13 protein-coding genes are annotated in these 18,122 nt (G+C 64.4%); 2 read left to right on the forward strand and 11 right to left on the reverse strand.

Going from position 1 to position 18,122, the window contains the following annotated elements:
* The first annotated feature begins 5 nt into the window (after nucleotides 1-5).
* Both recG and MUM_RS0106340 read left to right on the forward strand, forming a co-directional pair.
* Nucleotides 6-2,081: an ATP-dependent DNA helicase RecG gene (gene recG, locus MUM_RS0106335; RefSeq protein ID WP_010168224.1), complete on the forward strand. Its 2,076-nt coding sequence runs from the start codon at nucleotides 6-8 to the stop codon at nucleotides 2,079-2,081.
* 78 nt (nucleotides 2,082-2,159) lie between these two features.
* On the forward strand, nucleotides 2,160-3,560 hold the full coding sequence (locus MUM_RS0106340; RefSeq protein ID WP_010168226.1) for an aminoacyl-tRNA deacylase and HDOD domain-containing protein: 1,401 nt from the start codon (nucleotides 2,160-2,162) through the stop codon (nucleotides 3,558-3,560).
* 118 nt (nucleotides 3,561-3,678) lie between these two features.
* On the opposite strand, the gene MUM_RS0106345 is transcribed toward MUM_RS0106340, so the two are convergent.
* The 11 genes from MUM_RS0106345 to tssK all read right to left on the reverse strand — a co-directional run.
* Nucleotides 3,679-4,059 (reverse strand): hypothetical protein, encoded by a 381-nt coding sequence (locus MUM_RS0106345; RefSeq protein ID WP_010168229.1) that lies wholly within the window; start codon nucleotides 4,057-4,059, stop codon nucleotides 3,679-3,681.
* A 125-nt stretch (nucleotides 4,060-4,184) separates the two neighbouring features.
* On the reverse strand, nucleotides 4,185-5,108 hold the full coding sequence (gene tagQ / locus MUM_RS0106350; protein ID WP_010168230.1) for a type VI secretion system-associated lipoprotein TagQ: 924 nt from the start codon (nucleotides 5,106-5,108) through the stop codon (nucleotides 4,185-4,187).
* Between the two features lie 84 nt (nucleotides 5,109-5,192).
* Nucleotides 5,193-6,905, reverse strand: coding sequence for a formylglycine-generating enzyme family protein (locus tag MUM_RS0106355; RefSeq protein ID WP_010168232.1), 1,713 nt, complete (start codon nucleotides 6,903-6,905; stop codon nucleotides 5,193-5,195).
* Nucleotides 6,898-8,082, reverse strand: coding sequence for an ABC transporter permease (locus MUM_RS0106360; protein ID WP_010168234.1), 1,185 nt, complete (start codon nucleotides 8,080-8,082; stop codon nucleotides 6,898-6,900). The genes MUM_RS0106355 and MUM_RS0106360 overlap by 8 nt, the downstream gene beginning before the upstream one ends.
* The gene (locus tag MUM_RS0106365; RefSeq protein WP_010168236.1) at nucleotides 8,082-8,786 is read right to left on the reverse strand and encodes an ABC transporter ATP-binding protein; all 705 of its coding nucleotides are present in this window, start codon (nucleotides 8,784-8,786) and stop codon (nucleotides 8,082-8,084) included. Before MUM_RS0106365 ends, MUM_RS0106360 begins: the two co-directional genes overlap by 1 nt.
* On the reverse strand, nucleotides 8,786-11,788 hold the full coding sequence (locus MUM_RS0106370) for a serine/threonine-protein kinase (RefSeq protein WP_010168237.1): 3,003 nt from the start codon (nucleotides 11,786-11,788) through the stop codon (nucleotides 8,786-8,788). The genes MUM_RS0106365 and MUM_RS0106370 overlap by 1 nt, the downstream gene beginning before the upstream one ends.
* Nucleotides 11,785-12,504: a PP2C family protein-serine/threonine phosphatase gene (locus MUM_RS0106375; RefSeq protein ID WP_010168239.1), complete on the reverse strand. Its 720-nt coding sequence runs from the start codon at nucleotides 12,502-12,504 to the stop codon at nucleotides 11,785-11,787. Before MUM_RS0106375 ends, MUM_RS0106370 begins: the two co-directional genes overlap by 4 nt.
* The gene (tagF, locus tag MUM_RS0106380) at nucleotides 12,505-13,158 is read right to left on the reverse strand and encodes a type VI secretion system-associated protein TagF (protein ID WP_010168241.1); all 654 of its coding nucleotides are present in this window, start codon (nucleotides 13,156-13,158) and stop codon (nucleotides 12,505-12,507) included.
* Nucleotides 13,155-16,655, reverse strand: a complete 3,501-nt coding sequence (gene tssM, locus MUM_RS0106385) for a type VI secretion system membrane subunit TssM (RefSeq protein ID WP_010168243.1) — start codon at nucleotides 16,653-16,655, stop codon at nucleotides 13,155-13,157. The genes tagF and tssM overlap by 4 nt, the downstream gene beginning before the upstream one ends.
* Nucleotides 16,652-17,941 carry a DotU family type VI secretion system protein gene (locus MUM_RS0106390; protein WP_010168244.1) on the reverse strand — a complete coding sequence of 430 codons (1,290 nt, stop codon included), beginning with the start codon at nucleotides 17,939-17,941 and terminating at the stop codon, nucleotides 16,652-16,654. Before MUM_RS0106390 ends, tssM begins: the two co-directional genes overlap by 4 nt.
* Nucleotides 17,942-17,947: 6 nt before the next feature.
* On the reverse strand, nucleotides 17,948-18,122 hold a 175-nt coding region (gene tssK / locus MUM_RS1000000133065; protein ID WP_081480058.1), incomplete at its 5' end, for a type VI secretion system baseplate subunit TssK.

Raw genomic sequence — 18,122 nt, forward strand, 5'->3', positions numbered from 1 at the left:
ACGGTATGACTGAGCTGTCGCAGGTGTCGGTGACGGCACTCAAGGGTGTCGGGGAGGCCATGGCCGAAAAATTGGCCAAGGTCGGCCTGGAAAATCTCCAGGACGTATTGTTCCACCTGCCCCTGCGTTATCAGGACCGCACCCGTGTGGTGCCCATCGGCCAGTTGCGCCCCGGGCAGGACGCGGTGGTCGAAGGCACCGTCAGCGGCGCCGACGTGGTGATGGGCAAGCGCCGCAGCTTGGTCGTGCGCCTGCAAGACGGCACCGGCGGCCTGAGCCTGCGCTTCTACCATTTCAGCAACGCTCAGAAGGAAGGCCTCAAGCGAGGCACCCGCGTGCGCTGCTATGGCGAAGCCCGGCCCGGCGCTTCGGGGCTGGAAATCTACCACCCGGAATACCGCGCGATTACCGGCGACGAACCGCCACCGGTCGACACCACCCTCACACCGATCTACCCGCTCACCGAAGGCCTGACCCAGCAGCGCCTGCGCCAGCTGTGCATGCAAACCCTGACGATGCTCGGGCCGAAAAGCCTGCCCGACTGGCTGCCGCAGGAGTTGGCGCGCGACTACCAACTGGCGCCGCTGGATGATGCGATCCGCTACCTGCATCACCCACCGGCCGACGCCGACGTCGACGAGTTGGCCCTCGGTCATCACTGGGCCCAACATCGCCTGGCGTTCGAAGAACTGCTGACCCACCAACTGTCCCAGCAACGCCTGCGCGAGAGCATGCGTTCGCTGCGTGCGCCGGCCATGCCCAAGGCCAAGCACCTGCCTGCGCAATACCTGGCCAACCTGGGGTTTGCACCGACCGGCGCCCAGCAGCGGGTCGGCAATGAGATCGCCTACGACCTGAGCCAGAAAGAACCGATGCTGCGGCTGATCCAGGGCGACGTAGGCGCGGGTAAAACCGTGGTCGCCGCCCTCGCCGCACTGCAAGCCCTCGAAGCCGGCTATCAGGTGGCGCTGATGGCGCCCACCGAGATTCTCGCCGAACAACACTTCATAACCTTCAAGCGCTGGCTCGAACCACTGGGCCTGGAAGTCGCATGGCTGGCCGGCAAGCTCAAGGGCAAGAACCGCGTAGCCGCCCTGGAGCAGATCGCCGCCGGCGCCCCGATGGTGGTGGGCACCCACGCGCTGTTCCAGGACGAAGTGAAATTCAAGAACCTGGCACTGGTGATCATCGACGAGCAGCACCGCTTCGGCGTGCAACAGCGCCTGGCCCTGCGCCAGAAAGGCGTGGGCGGGCGCATGAGCCCGCACCAGTTGATCATGACCGCCACGCCGATCCCGCGCACCCTGGCCATGAGCGCCTACGCCGACCTCGACACCTCGATCCTCGACGAACTGCCGCCGGGCCGAACGCCGGTCAACACCGTGCTGGTCACCGACACCCGCAGGGTAGAAGTGATCGAGCGGGTACGCGGCGCCTGCGCCGAAGGCCGCCAGGCGTATTGGGTGTGCACGCTGATCGAAGAGTCGGAAGAGCTGACCTGCCAGGCCGCCGAAACCACCTACGAAGACCTCACCAGCGCCTTGGGCGAGCTCAAGGTCGGGCTGATCCACGGCCGCATGAAGCCGGTGGAAAAGGCCGCGGTGATGGCCGAGTTCAAGGCCGGCAATTTGCAATTGCTGGTGGCAACCACGGTGATCGAAGTCGGCGTCGACGTACCGAACGCCAGCCTGATGATCATCGAAAACCCCGAGCGCCTGGGTCTGGCGCAACTGCACCAGTTACGCGGCCGCGTGGGCCGGGGCAGCGCCGCCAGTCATTGCGTGCTGCTGTACCACCCGCCGCTGTCACAAATCGGCCGCCAGCGCCTGGGGATCATGCGCGAAACCAACGACGGTTTCGTGATCGCCGAAAAAGACCTCGAACTGCGCGGCCCCGGCGAAATGCTCGGCACCCGTCAGACCGGCTTGCTGCAATTCAAGGTGGCTGACCTGATGCGCGACGCCGACCTGCTGCCCGCCGTGCGCGATGCGGCCCAGGCGTTGATTGAGCGCTGGCCGGAACATGTCAGCCCACTGCTGGACCGCTGGCTTCGACACGGGCAGCAATACGGCCAAGTGTGACGGCTGACTCACTTAGTCGACCATCAGATGTATCAAGCTGGTTATACTCCAATGACTGTAGGAAATTGGATTCAGGCCATGTCAGAAGTTGCCCTCGCCACAGCCCCACCGACCGCACCCTCGGTGATTCGGACGCTGCTTGCAAAGCTCGCCATCAGCTACACGGAAGTTGCCGAACGTCCTGGCCTGAACCCGGCGCAAAAGGTTCAGGCAGTACTGCTCGATGATGCCGTGGGTGCACTCATGGTGCTGTTTCCACAGAACCAGTTGCTGGACCTCAATCGCCTGGCCGAACTGACCGGTCGGCGCCTCACGGCCGTATCCCCCGAGCGCCTCGAACGCATGCTCGGCAAGCACAGCCTGAGCCTGCTGCCCGGCCTGCCGCCGCTGACCAGTTCCCCGTGCCTGTACGAAGAAAGCCTGCTGCGTGAACCCACCGTTCTGGTTCACTCGGGCGAGGCCGGGCTGCTGCTGGAGATTTCCAGCGACGCCTTCAAGAGCATGCTGACCAAGGCCAGCGCCGCGCATTTCGGCGAGCCGTTGAGCAGCATCCGGCCGAACCTCGACCGCCCCAACGACGACCGCGAGGAAATCACCCAGGCGATGCAGGCGTTCACTGCACGCCGCATCCAGCAGCGTCTGGAAGCGACCATCGAGATTCCACCGCTGGCCGACACGGCACAAAAAATTATCAAGCTGCGGGTCGACCCCAACGCCACAATCGACGACATCACCGGGGTGGTGGAAACCGACCCGGCCCTGGCTGCCCAAGTGGTGAGCTGGGCGGCGTCGCCCTACTACGCCTCGCCGGGCAAGATCCGCTCGGTGGAAGACGCCATCGTCCGCGTACTGGGCTTTGATTTGGTGATCAACCTCGCGCTGGGCCTGGCCCTGGGCAAGACCTTGAGCCTGCCCAAGGACCAGCCGCAACAGGCCACGCCGTACTGGCACCAGTCGATCTACACCGCCGCCGTGATCGAAGGCCTGACCCGCGCCATGCCCCGCGCCCAGCGCCCGGAAGCCGGCCTCACGTACCTCGCCGGCCTGCTGCATAACTTTGGCTACCTGTTGCTGGCCCACGTCTTCCCGCCGCATTTCTCGCTGATCTGCCGGCACCTGGAGGTCAACCCGCACCTGTGCCACAGCTACATCGAGCAGCACCTGCTGGGCATCAGCCGTGAGCAGATTGGTGCATGGTTGATGCGCTATTGGGACATGCCGGACGAACTGTCCACTGCCCTGCGCTTCCAGCACGACCCGACCTACGACGGCCAATACGCCGAATACCCGAACCTGGTGTGCCTGGCCGTGCGCTTGCTGCGCAGCCGCGGCATCGGTTCCGGGCCGGATGAAGACATCCCGGACGAACTGCTGGAACGCCTGGGGCTGACCCGGGACAAGGCGGAGGATGTGGTGGCTAAAGTGCTGGATGCGGAAACGTTGCTGCGGGAGTTGGCTTCGCAGTTCAGCCAGGGATAAATCTGCGCCTGTGATACCGCTATCGCAGGCAAGCCAGCTCCCACATTTGACCGGGTTCTACCTGTAGAAACGCGGTACATGTGGGAGCTGGCTTGCCTGCGATGAATTCAACTCGGTCTTAAGCCTTCGGCTTTTTCTTCGGCTTCAAATACTTGGTCAACCCCTGGAACCAGATCACCAGTGCCGGGTTGCCCTTGATCTGGATCGACTTGTCCTGAATCCCCGTCATGAACGCCAGTTGCTTGTTCTTTGCCTGCATCGTGGCGAAGCCGTAGGCGGCATCCTTGAAGGCAATAGCAAACGCAGGCGCGGGATGAACACCCGAACGGCTGGTGATGCGCTGGTCTTTGACGATGAAGTGACGGGCAACCTTGCCGTCGAGGGTCTGCAGCTGGAACGCCAGGTCCTTGTCACCCAACTGCTGCTGGAACGCAGGGTTGGTGCGGCTGGCTTTGCCCATCAACAGGCCAAGCATCCAGAGAAGAAAACGAAATTTCATGCACACGGCCTCAGTGTAATTATTGGGTGGCCGCAGCAGTTTAACGATTTGTGCAAATAACGCTACCGATCTCCCGTTTTAGCAGGAGATCGGCTGGCGTTTAACGCTTATAGCAACAACTTGGCTTAGACGTTAGGGCAAGGAACCGGTGCCCAGTCGGCCAGGTTTGGATCGCGGCACGTGCCTTCGATCTGCGCTTTACCGGCGCTGGCGACCTGCTTGCTTTCAGCTTGCTTGGTCTGCGCGGTCTGGATGGTTTTCTCGGTGGCTACCGCTTCTTTCGGCACGGTTGGCAGCACCGGCTTTTTCGCCACTTTTACCGGCTTCTTGCCTTTGGCTGGCGTCACCACCGGGGTGGTGTCAGCGGTGGCCACGGTCACCACGTCGGCACGTTGCACACCGACTTGTTGCAGGTCCTGCTCGTACGCCTGGGTGTAGTTGTTCAGGTCTTCACTGGCTTTACCGTTGACCGCGACGATCAGGTCGTTGGACTCTTTCAGGCCGGAGACGATTTCTGCCAGGCGCTTGCGGCCTTCGACGTCATTGACGGTCTTGGCCTTGCGGTCGGCCACCAGCTTGGTGAACGCACTCTGGTAGCACTGCTGGGACGCCTTGGCGTACGCGGTGCTGCGGTCGATGTCGGAGGCACGCTTGTTGACGTCAGTGGCGTAGGAAGCGATGCGCTGGTTGTCGTCGGTGATCTGCTTCTGGCGCTCGGTGTAGTAACCCGCTGCACCGCCGGCCAGGGCGCCGCCCGCTGCGCCGATGGCGGCATTGCGGCCACGCTTGTCGGAGTCACCGGTCAAGGCGCCCAGCAGTGCACCACCGGCCGCGCCAATGGCAGCACCGGTGACGACCGACTTGGTCAGGTCCGAATCGGTGGCGCGCAGGTGTTGTACCGGCTCGTAGCAGTTCGGGTAGTACTCGACCTTGGTGGTCGAGGCGACCTTGGAGGTCGGCGACGTTGCGCAACCGGTCAGCACAGTGCTGAAACCGGCAGCGATCAACAGCAGATGACGCTTGGAAACCGCCTTACGGGAAAAAAGCATAGGTGTGTTCTCTGTTAAGTTTGACTTGCCCAGCACGGCCCACCGCCGCCTGAGTCCCTTCCAAGCTCGCCATACAACCAGCGGTCAAGACCGCTGACCGCTCGCTGCGAGCAATTCCTTCAAAATCGTCGCCGGGTCGGCCCGCTGTTGCTTGCGGTAGTTGCCCACATGGCGAACGAATAACGTCGCGCGCGTCACCAGGCTTTTGCCCAGCACTGGCTTGCGATCCAACTCTTCCTTGATCCGTTGAAACTGCGCCTGGATCACCGCATCGGTGTAGCGCGTGCCGGTGGCCAGGTTGTCGATATAGATCGCCACCGCGCCGTCCAGCGCACTGCGCCCATTGGTGATCGCCGTGGCGAACAACTGCGCACTGGCCTCGTCCTTCGCGTCGATAGCCTGCTGGCGGCTCTTCTGCAAATTGATCAGGCGGATGTTGTAGTTGTTGATGGTCTCGGCCACCAGGGCCGCAGACTGAATCAGGTTGCCGGCCGCCTCTTCACGCTGCTGGGCGATCAGCGAGACGTTGCGCTTGAGCTCTTCGTTGACCAGTCCAAGTTCGGCTTGCAGGCGCGGGTCGACGCTGGCGGCGATGATGCTGTCCAGGCGCTTGGTAGGGTCCTGGGCGTCGTCGATGGCGTCGGTCAGCGAGGCCAGGCGGCCTTCTTTCTGCCATTGGGCGAACAGTTCCTTGTAGCGCGAACGCGGTGCCGACAACGCACCAATCGCCACGCGAAAGCCGGTGGTCTCGTTGCTTTGTTCGGTGCCGTCAGCGGCAAACAAGGGGTACTCGCGACGCATGCCGGTGAACAGCGTGCCCTCGCCTTCCAGGTAGTTGCCGCCCTTGACCACAAAGCCGCCGTAGGTGCCCTGGCGACGCCCGGCGTGCACCAGCTGGAACGACTCCTGAACCATTTCCGCCGCGTTGCCGATCACATCGAACATGCCGATCGGGTTGGGCAACTTGGTGCCGATGGGCATCAAGCGTGCGGCCTGGCCGGTACCGCCGGCGACCTGGTTGAACACCGCATAATCGGCGAGCGGGCCATCGCTTTCGCTGCCCTCGGCGCGCCGTGGGAACAGCCGGCCTTCCAGGTCCTGACGGCTGACCGCCTGGCCACCGCGTGCGGCAAACTCCCACTCCACTTCCGTCGGCAGGCGCACAAAGCCCAGGCCGCCGTCGTCTGCTGAAGCGCCCCGACCACTGACGGGCAGCAGCTCACGGTGGTACTTCATCAGCCAAGCGCTGTACACCGCCGAGAAACGCTCGGCTTCAAAGCGCGACAGCTTGACCTTGGGCAAGCGCGCGGCCATGCCGGTGGGCACGTCGCACGCCGGGGCCGGCTCGCCGCTGGCCAGGGATTGCGCCTGGGACATGACCTGCGCGTACTGCCGGGCGGTGACTTCGTACTTGCCGATGAAATACAGCATCGGCTTGAGCGGGGTCTTGGCGTCGGTCTTGGGCATCAGCGGCGCAATGACTTTGTTCCAGTCCTTGGGCAGGTCCTTGAGGGTGAACTGGCCATTGATAAAGTCCCGGCGGTAGCCGGAAATGAACGACTGCTGGTAGCCCGCCTCGCCTTCGCTGAACGGGTAGCCGAGGCTGATCTCGCGGTCATCCAGGGTGCCCTGGGCCAGCACATAGGCGTAGCGGAATACCATGTTGCCTTCGCAGGGCAGCGGCAGGCTGACGTCGTCCGGCAACGGCTTGGGGTTGTCCAGTTTGTCGCTTGTCTCGTCGGCCCAGGCCATCGAAGCCAGGGTCAGCGCCACGGCGGCGCCCAGTAACTTATACATCTCTGATTCCTTCAGAAGCCTGGATACGCGCCACACGCCAACCGCCACAGGCCGCCGCCACGGCGCTGACGCCCAGGACAGCAACCAGGGCCAGGCCGTAATGACGCGCCAGCAGGTGACTGGCGTACTCGCCCGGCACCTGCACGAATAATTGGTTCAGGCCTGACTCTGCCAGCCCGTATAAAAGCCCGCTCAACACCGCGGCAAACCCGGCGCTGTACAGCGCCTGCAGCACCACGAACAGCAACAGCCCAGCCGTGGAAAACCCCAGCAGCCGCAGCACCGACAATTCCCGGCGCTTGCGTGCAACCGCCGCCAGCGCACCGGCAAAGATCGCGGCAAACGCGCCCGCCAGGGCCAGCCCGGCGATGATCCAGAACACGATCGACAGGTTGCGGCTCAACGACTGCACCTGGGCGATGGTCTGGGCCTGAGTCGACACCAACACGTTCTGCCCGGCGAAATACACCCGCAGCGGCTCCACATCCACCAGGCGCCGCGCATACAAACGGAACGCCGGGTAAACCCGCTGCTCACTCACGCCCACCGCATCGCCGTCCCAGCCAAACGCCGGCACGGCGCGGCCATCGCGATAATCTTCCGCCGCTTCCAGCAACCCCAGGGGCGCAAACAATCCATCCCGGGCGAAGGCTTCCAGCGGCAACACCTGCAGCACGTGCACCCGCGTGCGCTGCGACTCGACGCGGCCCGCCACCTGGCGACCAAAACTCGCCTCCAGCCAATCCCCGGCCTTTGCCCCGAGTTTCTCGGCGGCGGTGTGGCTCAAAATGATTTGATCCAGGCCCTTGGGCATTGGCAGACCGGCCAGCAACGGATCGTTGTCGGCGGTCGGCAGCATCTCCACCGTCACTGCGCCCAACTGCGCCGTCGCCGCGATCTGCCGGGTTCGCGGCAAGGCAAACGCCACGTCGTGGCGCTGGCGCAGTTGCTCGACAAATTCACTGCTGAATCGACCACCGCCCAACGGAATAATTTCCCGGGTGGCGGGGTCGTTCTCCAAGCGTTCGGTCAAACTGCCAACCAGTCCATATTTCAGGCCAAACAACACCAGCAACGGCGCGATCACTGCCACCAACGCGAGCACCGAACACACCGACAGCCACGCGTCGTTGCGGTAGTCCTGCCAGGCCAGGGAAGTCACCAGCGCAATACGCATCAGCACGCCTCCCCGAGGGTCGCAGTGACGCCGCCGTCGGTGTCACGACGGCAACTGATGCGCCGTACCTGCAAGCCGCTGGCCCGGGCCAAGGGCTCGTCATGGGTGGCGATCACGCAGCACGCGCCGTTGTTCCGCGCCTGGGCCAGCAACGCCTGCATCACACGTTCGGCGTTCAACGGGTCGAGCGCCGCGGTGGGCTCATCCGCCAGCAACAGTTGCGGGCCATGGGCCAGAGCCCTCGCGCAACTGACCCGCTGACGCTGGCCCACGGACAACGCCGCCGGCTTCTTATCCAGCTGATCGGTGATCTCCAACTGCGCAGCCAGCCGCGCCACGCTGCCGTCATCCTTCAAGCCCAGCAGTTGCCGCGACAGCGCAATGTTGCCGCGCACATCGAGAAAACCCAGCAGGCCCCCGGTTTGCAGCACATAGCCCAGGTGCCGACTACGCAGCTGAGCCAGCTCGCTCTGCTGATCCGTACGCCAAAGCCCGGCGATGTCGACACCGTTGAAGTCGAACTGCCCGACCTGATCCGGCGCCAACACCAGCGCGAGCAAATCCAGCAACGTGCTCTTGCCACAGCCACTCGGCCCCACCACCGCCAACTGTTCACCCGCACGCAGTTGCAGGCCCGGAATCACCAGGCTGTAGCGCTGGGCGCCGACGCCCCGGCTCTTGTGCACTGCGCTCAAGTTCAGCATTACGGCAACGTCGACAACGGCACGCGGTACAACGCATCACCCGGCTCGGCATCGCCGAAACGGACCCAGTTGGCCACATCGTTGTGAAAGGTTTCGTAGAGGCGAATCTTCGAATCCAGCTCGTCGATAAAGTCTTCCTGCTCGGCCACGCTCAACGACAGCCACAAATCCTGAGTCATGTTCAGCGACTTGCTGCGGTACGGCAGGCCTTCCAGGTACTCGCCAAGGATGCCGCCGTCCGCCAGGTTTCCACCTTTTTTCAAGGCCTGTGGATCGCGGCTCATATAGGCCGAGGCGCTGGCAATTTCCTGGAAGAAATCCTTCGGTGACGTCTGGGTTTTGCGCGCGGCGTCGACGATCAGTTTCAAGGACTGCTGCAAATCGTTGAGCTGCAACTTGGTCAGCATCACACACACCTGGAAGGCCGGCAGCGCGGTGTTGGTCAGGTCGCGGTCGGCGGTCCAGGCACTCACCAGTTGCGGCGCCTGGCTCGCGGTTTTGCGCCCGAGGAAATCCATGTGCATCGCATAACCGACGGCGGCGGACTTGTCTGCCAGGGTCGGCGCGGTACTGAGCAGCGGCACCGGCTGCGGCGTGTTGCTGCGCACCTGATGCACCAGGTTGGCGAACACCGTACCGATCTCGTCGACCCGCTCGCCGAACTTGCGCACATCGCCACCGGGCACCGGCGTGTACAAATCGCCGATCTGCGGGTTGGCGTCGGCGGTCAGGGTGCGGTATTGGGTTTCGGCGCCGCTGTGGGTTTTCTTGCCGGCGTCAGTGCGCAGGTGCAGGGCGTAGATCTTGATCTGCTTGCCCAATGCCGCCTGGCGCACTTCGGCTTCGTTCATCTGGGTGGTCGCGAACGGGTCGTTCTTGCGCAGTGCACCGGCGTCGGTCACCAGCAGGATCAGGCGCCCGCCATAGCCCGACCAGTCCATGCCTTCCACCGCCTGCATCACACCCGCGAACGCGTCCTCGTTGAACGAGTGACTGGACACGGTGGACGCCTTCACCTGCCGCGCCATGTCGAGGAAGCGTTGCGGGTCGCGGCCTTGGTCGAGGGTGATCAGGGTCTTGGCCACGTATTCCAGGCCTGGGGTTTTCTTGATGCTGTTGCGAAAGCCCACGAGGCCGAAGCTCACGCTGTCCAGCTCGCCACGTTCGGCGATGCGGGTTTGCAGTTCGTGCACCACGTCGCGCACCTGGTCGATATAGGGCTGCATCGAGACGGTGGTGTCGACCACCAGCACCACGGCAGTGCGGAAGGCGTCGGCATCCGCCACGGGGGCGCGCGCAACGGCCTTGGCCACGGTGTTCGGCGTGCTGCCAGGGTCGATGGAGGCGACGTTGAGCAACTGCACCGGCTGGCCGTTTTCGTCGAAGCTCTCTTTGGAATCAAAAATCGGCAGCAGGTAGAACTGGTTCTGCGGGACCGCGCTGGCGGTCGGTTCCAGCGCCAGCACTTGCTGGTTGTCCTCGCTGTTTTTCTGCACCTTGAGCAACAGGTTTTTTGCCGCTGCCGGATCGGCCAGCAGCTTTTCCACCTCCGCAGATTGGCGCAGGAACATCACCGGCGCCCGGCCCGAACGCTCGGTGAACTTGAGCACCAGGCTCTGCTTCCAGTCGCTGACTTGCGCCGCCGGCAACCAGCCGTCGCTGCGCCCGTCGGTGGCGGCGCCGACACGCAGCCACGGGCTGCCATCGATGTCCTTGCGCTGATACACGTAGAGCACCGAAAACGCCGGCAAGCCTTCGCCCGGCGCCCCGCCAGCATCGTGGGAAAGCTTGGCGCCAGGCTTGCTCAATACACGCTGGAACAGGGTTTTCTTGCCGGCCATCAGCAGCGGGCGTTGACCACCGTCGGCCTCCGCGACCACAGGTTGCGCGGCGGGCGGCGTAACGGTTTTGGCGGCCTCGACAACCGGCGGCGCGGCGGCTGGCGCGTCATCTTTCAACCACCAGTAACTCGCACCGCCAATCGCCAGCGCGACCGCCACGGCAACCGCCGCCAACGCCAGCACCGGCCCACGGTTTTGTTCGGACACGGCGGCGTGTTGCGTCGGCGTCACCACCGGTTGGCGCACCGGCTGCGGCTGCGGCTTGTCGGTCGGGATTTCGATGGAAACCGGCGTGAGCCCGGCCAGGTCATTCGAGACGGGGACCGGAATCGGCAAAGGCCGAATCAACGTCGCCTCTACCGGCGTTTCTTTCGGCAACTGGTCCAGTGCCGTCAGCAACGCCGCCGCATCCGGGAAGCGGTCCGCCGGGTCCTTGGCCAGCAGCTTGCGCAACACCTCCTGATAGCGCCCGTGGTGCACCGGCAATTCCGGCAGCGGTTCAGTCAGGTGCGCCAGCGCTGTGGAAAGCGCATCGGTGCCGTTGTAAGGCAGCTTGCCCACCAGGATTTCGTAGAGCACCACGCCCAACGCATACAGATCGGCGCGGCCATCAATCTCCTGGCCCCGCGCCTGTTCCGGGCTCATGTAGCTCGGTGTGCCGACGGCAAACCCGGCCTGGGTGAACTGGGTGCGATCATCCAGCGACTTGGCGATACCAAAGTCCGACAGCACCGCCGTACCATCCGCGCGGAACAGAATGTTCGCCGGTTTCACATCGCGGTGTACCAAACCCTGGGCGTGGGCATACCCCAGCGCCGAAGCGATCTGGCGGATATACGTCAGCCCCTGCTCCGGCGTCAGGCCCGCAGCAATGCGCTCTTTGAGCGTGCCGTTGGGCAGGTATTCCATGGCCATGTAGTACAGCTCACCGACATTGCCGATGTCATGGATGGTCACGGTGTGCGGGTGGGACAAGCGCGCCAGGGTCTTGCCTTCACGCAGGAAGCGCTCGCAGAAGCTCGGGTCGGCTGCCAGCGCCGCCGCCATGATCTTCAACGCCACCTTGCGCTCCAGGGAGCGCTGGGTCGCCAGGTACACGCTGGCCATGGCGCCAACGCCAATCTCGCCTTCGATGTCGTAGCCGGGAATGAGGATGTTCATGTCGACACCTTCACGACGATGGCAGTGATGTTGTCCGGCGCGCCGCGATTGAGGCCCAGGTGCACCAGGCTGCGGACGATTTCATCCGGCTCGTCATGGCTCAGCACTTCGCGAATCTCGTGGTCTTCGACGGTCTTGTTCAGGCCGTCGCTGCACAGCAGGTAACTGTCGCCCGGCGCGATCAACAGGTCGACCGACGACAACGCCAGCTGCGCTTCCACGCCAATCGCGCGGGTGACGATATTCGCCCGTGGATGCACCCGGGCATCGGCTTCGCTGAGCAGGCCGCTGTCCTGCAAATCCTGCACGTAGCTGTGGTCGCGGGAGATGCTTTCCAGCACACCGTCCCGCAGGCGATACAGGCGGCTGTCACCGGCCCACAGGCACACGCCGCGCAAGCCCCGGGTGGCGAGCAACACCACGGTGCTGCCCATCAGGGTCACGCCACGGTGGGCGGTTTCTTCGCGCACCGCGCCGTTGACCCGCAACAGGTCGCTGCGCAACGCCGCCGTGTATTCCTCAAGGGAACGGCCCACGGGAAGGCTGCGCAGGCTGTCGACGATCAGGCTGCTGACGTAATCCCCTGCCGCGTGCCCGCCCATGCCGTCGGCCACCACCCACAGGCCGTTTTCCGGCAGGTCGAGGCAGGCGTCTTCATTGACTTGGCGAACCATGCCGACGTGGCTTTTGCTGGCGGATTTGAACGTGGACCGCATCTACACAACACCTTCTTGGCCAAGCAAAAATTGCGCAAAATCGCCGGCGGCAGGCAGGCCCTGACACCGCAATAAACCGGGGGAAATCTGTTGCGAACCACGGCCCCACCACAGGCTCGCGCCTTCGCAGGCCAGCTCGGCGAGTGCGCTCATCCGCCCTTGCGGGTCAGTGACATCGACGCGCTGCAAGCTGGCGAAACGGCGGCCCGACAGGCGTGGCTGAAAGGCTGGCGCACCGAGGCTGTCGATGCCGTCGCTGAACCCTTCGAACGTAGCGCCGGCATCCAGCGTGCTCAGCAGCAGCTCTTCCACCTGCTCAAACCAGGCGTCCGGGCCGGCGACGAGAGAGGCCGGGTCGGTATCGTGATCCAACAGCGCAGCGACGGTCAGCGGGAAATAGCGCCCAACCCGGTCAATGCTCGGCATCACCACACCCACCGCCGCGTCCGGCCCGCACACCCCCGGCGCCAACACGAAGCGCCACAGCGGGCTGACCAGGTAAGCGTTCAACCAGCCAGCCCCAAGGTGGTTCTGGCTGGCAAGCAATCCGGACGCCAGCCAACTGTCCCAAGGGCCGATAAAACTCTGGGGCAGCGCGCGGCTGACAAAGTCGCCGCGGCTGGCCAACTTGCCGTAGAAACCCAACGTGGTCATAGCCGCTCCGGCAGGCTGAAGCCGTTAAGCACGCGACTCTTGAACGGGTTAAAGGCGCTGTTGGCCCGCAGCTCATAAGAGATGCTCGCGCCATCGACCCGCAGCCGCAGGTTGAAGCGGTCCGGCGAATTGCCGGCCGTCAGGTCGGACTGCTCAAGCAGCCGGAACCACGCCCACGGCCCGTCCAGCGTCACGCCGGAGCGCCCGCTGGCCGAGGGCGGCATGATGGAAATGCGCACCACGCCAATGCTCCCGGGGTTGGGCCACTGCATCGCGACCGGCCGGCTCGGGCCGTGGTCGTAGCTCAATTGTTGGCCGTCGAGGTCCAGCAGGAACTGGGTGATGGTCGCGTCCATCGCCACCGGCTTGAGTTCAAAGCGCACGATCGGCTGAGTGCCACCGGCGCGGAAAAACGCATCGCGAATGGTCGCCGCCCGCTGGAAGGTTTGCAGCACACCCGGCGCGATGCCGAGCTTCTGCGCCGCACCCGGCTGCCAGCGCCAGGTTTGCGTGGAGGTGTCGACGTAAGGTTGCAGGTACTTGCGGAAGTAGTTGTCCATCACCCCGCCCACCCCAAAGAACTGGCCGAAGTCATCCAGGGTCGCGTCCCGCGCACTGCCCGGTGACATCGGATAACGCCCGGCCAGGGACTGGCGATACACGTTCACCACTTCGCTGACCCACGCCGCATTCAGTTGGTTGCGCACCCCACCCATCATGCTGTTGGTGGTGGAGTTGACCACCGACTTGACCATGCCCTGTACCAGCGGTGGCTGGCGTTCGGCATTCAGGCTGACCCGCGTGGCCGCCGCCGCTGCCTGGTTTTTCGCTTCGCCGAGCAATGCATCGCCGCTGGCCCCGACCATCGCGCTGACCTGCACATACAGCGCGTTCATGTCCGCCAGCAGGCCGTCGATGGCCGCGGGTTCGCCTTCGTTCTTGCTGACGATGCTGTTGAGTTCGGCGAAGTGCGCCGTCACCGGGTCTTCACTGGCGGCCGGTGCATTGGCGCTCGGCTGGTCCTGACCCAACAGGCTGCCGAGGCGCTCCTTGAGCTTGTCCACGCCGCCTTCCACCGGTGCACCCTTGGCCGCCAGCAGACGCTCTTCCGCCTGCAAATCGGTTTCCTTGGAGACCGCCACCAGCAGCTTTTTCAGCGGCGACGTCGGCCCCGAGATCACCCGTAAAACATCGGCCGCCTGGGCCACGCTGGTAATCGGCACAAAGTCGATATCCGCCAGCAAGGCGTCCCACTGGCGCTGATAGTCCTGGAAATACAGGCGACGCACGTCGGCGGCGAGGCTCACCACGTTCTGTTGATCGGCCTGCTCGTGGCCCAGTACCCATTGCTCTTCGGCCAGGGTGCCGGTCTGGTTCAGGCTGGTCAGCAGGAAGCCCTGGCGATAGCCCTTGGCGGTGAAGAAGCCGCTCAAGGGCTCGCCCAACGGCTTGCCGCTTTTGCGACTGAACACCAGCGCCGCATCGCGGCCCGCGGCCTCATTGATGCGGAAGTCCGGCACGCCTTCGGGCAGTTTCTGGCGCTTGATCCGGTCGTACACACGCTGGGCCACCGGCAGTTGTTGCAGTTGCCGGCGCAGGTCGTCGATCAAGCGCGGGTCGAGACGGGCGCTGGGTGGATGCCGTTCGAACAAGGCCTGCAAGTGCCCGATCAAGGCCTGGCGCTGATCCGCCGGCAGGTCGCGCGGCAGGTTGCGGTCCCAGTCCAGGGCGATCCAGGCCTTGATGAAGTCCGGGTCGTAATGCTCGTTATCCGCGAGCATCAGATAGGCCTTCAAGCCTTCGTAGAGGAAATCCGAATTGCCGCCGCCGTGCAGTTGCTCCTCGATGCGCGTCACCAAACGGGGCGCGAACACGGCGATCAACAGCTTGCGGTAGACACTCGCGGATTCAGCTTCGAGCATGTCGCCCTGATACAGGCCCAAGCCTTCGGACCAGCTCGGCGAGTCGCCCGCCAGGTGCTTCACGGCGTTGAGCAACGGCAATACCGCGAGCACTTCGCGCTGTGCCGGGCTGAGGTTCTGTAAGGTCTGGCCCAACGGCGCGACCTTCTGGTCGACCTGGGCGATATAGGCCTGGTTGGCGCGATAACTCACCCACCACAGGGTGCTCACAACCAGCACCAACGCCACGGTTGCCGCCAGCACACCACGGGCAATCCACTTGCGACGGCGCTCCACCTTCGGGTTGACGCCCACCAGGCCACGCTCGGCAAAGGCCACGGCGGTAAACAGTTTTTCGATGAAGTAGCTGCGCCCGGTGCCGGTCTGGCGCGCCAGGTGCTGGCGGTCCAGGTTCATGCTCTGGGCCATGGCGCCGATCAGGCGATCAATCGGGCTGCCTTCCTGGGTGCCGCTGGTGAAGTACACGCCGCGCAGCAATACGCGCTCTTCGAAGGCGTTGGGTTTGAACACACCTTCGAGGAAACCTTGCAGGCAATCCTTCAGTGCGCCGAACTGCTGCGGGAAGCCGTAGATCAGGTCGCGCCGCGCCGGGTCGCGTTCCTGTTGCAGGCGTTCCACGAGGCGCTCGTTGAGGCGCTGTTCCAGGCCGGCGAATTCGCTTTGCAGGTGGGCCAGCGGACTCTCGGTGTTCTTGCCATCGTCCAGGGCGAACGTCATGCCCCACACCTGGGTGCGCTCTTCCTTGCTCAGGTTGTCGAAGAACTCCATGAAGCCCGGCACCAGGTCGAGCTTGGTGAGCATCAGGTAGATCGGGAAACGCACGCCCAGTTGGGTGTACAGCTCCTGGATACGCAGGCGGATCGCGGCGGCATGGGCGGCGCGCTCGGCGTCGCTGCCCAGCAGCAGGTCCGAGAGGCTGATGGCAATAAACGCACCGTCAATCGGGCGCCGGGAGCGCTGCTTTTTCAGCAGGTCGAGGAAGCCCAGCCAGGCGGCTTTGTCCACCGTGGAGTTGCTGTCCTGGGTGGTGTAGCGGCCAGCGGTGTCGAGCAATACGGCCTGGTCGGTAAACCACCAATCGCAATTGCGCGTACCGCCCACGCCACGCACCGCACCGGCACCCAGTTGCGCAGCCAGCGGAAAATGCAGCCCGGAATTGACCAGCGCGGTGGTCTTGCCCGAACCCGGCGGGCCGATGATCACGTACCACGGCAGCTCGTACAGGTTGCGGCGCTCGTCACCGCCCAGCTTGGCCTTTTTCAACAGGGCCAGGGCTTCGTCCATGCGCTGGCGCAGGGTTGCCAGCTCTTCGGCGGTGGCGACGCTGGCAGGGTCCGGCGGGGTTTCTGCGGCGAGGCTGCGCATCACTTCAGCAGCCTGACGGCGGGCCTGGATGATCCGGAACACGCGGTAGGCAATCCACACCGCGAACACCAGGATGATCAGCGCCCAGCGGCGCCCTTCCGGCACCAGCACATCGAGCAGCGGGCCCACAAACCAGATGATCAGGCTCAGGGCGATCAGGCCCAGCAACGGGATCACCCAGCGAATCACAACACTGAAAAACGCCTTCACTCGACCCCCTCCGCCAATACGGTGATTTCTACCCGGCGATTGCGCGCACGGCCTTCGGCGGTGGCGTTGGTCGCCACCGGCTCGGTGTCGCTGCGGCCTTCGGCGCTGAAGCGTTCCGGCTGGCCGGTCTTGGCCGCGAGAATCTCCAGCACCGACTTGGCCCGCGCCTCTGACAGCGCCCAGTTGGACGGGAACCGCAGGGTGGCAATCGGACGGTTATCGCTGTGGCCGGTGACGCGCACCTGACCCTTGACCTTGCGGATGGCGTCGGCGATGCGCAGCATCAGCGGCTGGAAGTCATCGACGATGCTGGAGCTGGCCGAGGCGAACAGCTCATCGCCACGGATGGTCACCACCGAACGGTCGACGGCATCCTCTACCGCCACGCGACCGGCCTTGATGTCTTCCACCAGGAAGCCCGCCAGGCGCGGCCGCTCGATGATTTTCGGCTGGGCTACCGGACGGTCGATGGCCTGTACCGGGATCTCGCCCAAGGCATGAATATTCTTGAACACCGGTTCCGCATCCGACGCCAGTTTCATCCGCAACCCGAACAGCAACGCCAGCAGCAGCGCCACGCCGATGGCCACGGCGATCCACGGCGGCATGAATTGCGCCAGGCGATCGCGGGCCACGGTCACGCCACGCCAGTGGGGCGACAGCTCGCGCTCATGCTCGCCACGGGCACTGCGAATCGCCGCCGCGGTGCGCTCACGCAGGGCTTCCAACTGGCTGCGGCCGTCATTCATCACGCGGTAGCGGCCTTCGAACCCCAGGCACAGGCACAGGTACAACAGCTCCAGCAGGTACAGGCGTTCGCGCGGGCTTTGCAGGCAGTGATCCAACAGTTGGAAAACCTTTTCGCCGCCCCAGGCTTCGTTATGCACGGTGATCAGCAGGCTCTGTTTGCCCCAGTCACTGGTGCTGCCCCACGGCGTGCTCAGCACCGCTTCATCGAGGGCGGTGCACAGCGCGTAACGCGCCAGCAGCACGTCATTGCGCGCCACACCGGCGGCTTCGGCACGCTCTTCGAACTGGCGCAGGTAGGCCAGTAACTGCGCGCGCAGACTCGACGGCGCCGGGTGGGCAATCGTGTTGCGCAGGCGCGTCAGCAGCGACAGCAGCGGGCCGGCGGCGCTTTCCAGCGGGTTCAGGCCTTGGGCCTTGCCCGTCAGGATCGGCGCAGCCGGCATCGACAGCGGCGCCGGCTCTGCACGAACCGGCTCCGGCGCACGGCCACCCGGGCGCGGCATGAACTGGGTGCGGTCATCGTCATTCGGATGCATCGCGGATTACCCTCGGATGGCCCAGAAAGCCAGGTTCAACCCCGGGAACTGGCCGGCGATGTGGAACGCAAAACCACCGGAATTACTCAGTTGCTGCCAGTGCTCGCTGCCCCGGTCCAGCTCGTAGTAGGTGGAACCTGCGTGGTACGGAATCTGCCGTGGCGCCACCGGCAGCGGCAGC

The sequence above is a fragment of the Pseudomonas sp. PAMC 25886 genome (assembly GCF_000242655.1).
Lineage (GTDB): Bacteria > Pseudomonadota > Gammaproteobacteria > Pseudomonadales > Pseudomonadaceae > Aquipseudomonas.

Bases quoted from the DNA above. Each gene is read 5' to 3' on its own strand.
- recG (WP_010168224.1), top strand. From the start codon at position 6: ATGACTGAGCTGTCGCAGGTGTCGGTGACGGCACTCAAGGGTGTCGGG.
- MUM_RS0106340 (WP_010168226.1), top strand. From the start codon at position 2,160: ATGTCAGAAGTTGCCCTCGCCACAGCCCCACCGACCGCACCCTCGGTG.
- MUM_RS0106345 (WP_010168229.1), bottom strand. From the start codon at position 4,059: ATGAAATTTCGTTTTCTTCTCTGGATGCTTGGCCTGTTGATGGGCAAA.
- tagQ (WP_010168230.1), bottom strand. From the start codon at position 5,108: ATGCTTTTTTCCCGTAAGGCGGTTTCCAAGCGTCATCTGCTGTTGATC.
- MUM_RS0106355 (WP_010168232.1), bottom strand. From the start codon at position 6,905: ATGTATAAGTTACTGGGCGCCGCCGTGGCGCTGACCCTGGCTTCGATG.
- MUM_RS0106360 (WP_010168234.1), bottom strand. From the start codon at position 8,082: ATGCGTATTGCGCTGGTGACTTCCCTGGCCTGGCAGGACTACCGCAAC.
- MUM_RS0106365 (WP_010168236.1), bottom strand. From the start codon at position 8,786: ATGCTGAACTTGAGCGCAGTGCACAAGAGCCGGGGCGTCGGCGCCCAG.
- MUM_RS0106370 (WP_010168237.1), bottom strand. From the start codon at position 11,788: ATGAACATCCTCATTCCCGGCTACGACATCGAAGGCGAGATTGGCGTT.
- MUM_RS0106375 (WP_010168239.1), bottom strand. From the start codon at position 12,504: ATGCGGTCCACGTTCAAATCCGCCAGCAAAAGCCACGTCGGCATGGTT.
- tagF (WP_010168241.1), bottom strand. From the start codon at position 13,158: ATGACCACGTTGGGTTTCTACGGCAAGTTGGCCAGCCGCGGCGACTTT.
- MUM_RS0106390 (WP_010168244.1), bottom strand. From the start codon at position 17,941: ATGCATCCGAATGACGATGACCGCACCCAGTTCATGCCGCGCCCGGGT.